This window comes from Campylobacter sp. IFREMER_LSEM_CL2194, from assembly GCF_025771685.1.
Lineage (GTDB): Bacteria > Campylobacterota > Campylobacteria > Campylobacterales > Campylobacteraceae > Campylobacter_D.
The window spans coordinates 1-978 of the sequence record NZ_JAKMQS010000050.1 but is presented as its reverse complement, the minus strand read 5'-3'; the positions used below and the strand labels follow the sequence as shown (position 1 = coordinate 978).

General features: G+C 23.8%; 1 pseudogene. It reads left to right on the top strand.

What is annotated here, in order from left to right:
- A pseudogene (locus L8V79_RS08120) lies at positions 1-978 on the top strand (hypothetical protein); the annotation flags it as partial.

Here is a 978-nt window from a genome sequence, read left to right as displayed (position 1 = left end):
AGCCACTTCATCTTAGAAAACAAAGATAAAAATAAAAAGCTTATATTTTTTGACAATGCTTCATCTATGTCAAATCTTTTACATCTTTATGAGAACAATTGTGATATATTTGTTAAAGATGAGTCATTAATCGATATAGCTTTATTAGAACAAAACTATAATCTAGATTTTAATAAACTAAAAACAAGAGTATTTTTTTATGAAAAACTTCTTTTAGGCGCAAAGGAAGATGAAATTTTTTCTTTCAATGATGAAAAAATAAATTATTATCTTAAATATGATGAGAATAATTTATATGCTTTAAAAGATTTAAACATTACTTATGATTATTATCATTGTAAGATTAAAAACTATGTTTTAGCTAAAAATAGTTTAAATATAAAATTAGAACCTAAAAAGATAAGCAAGCACTATGCTTATGATGATTTAAACCATCAAGATCTAAATTTAACCCACAATAACACTAGCATTATAAACAACACTGCTACTTCAAATTACATCAGCCTTATCATACAAGATGAACATGGCAAGGCGATTGATAATGCTAGCATTAGTATAAAAGGGTATGATCATGAAAAACTAATCAAGCAAAGCATATTGAGATTAAAAACCAATAAAGAAGGTAAGATAAGATTTGATAGAGAAAAAGACTTCAGTAATTGTCATAGTTTTAAAGTTAGATTAGAAGATAATAAAGCTTATTTAGCCAAACCCTTACAAGATAGCAAAAGAATATTTAATAATTATATCAATCATAAAATAGGACTTATACTTAGGTTTAAAAATAAAGATTATTTTAAATATGATGGTTTTTATTTATATCATTTTAAAGGAAAAGATTTAATAGCTTCTTATATGGCAAGAAGTGGAGTAGCTAAAGCTGATAATTTAAAACCATCAAATAAACAAATTGCTTTTAGTTTTTATCAAGATATAAAAGATAAAACTACCAAGAAAAAAGCATATTTTTACTATGAT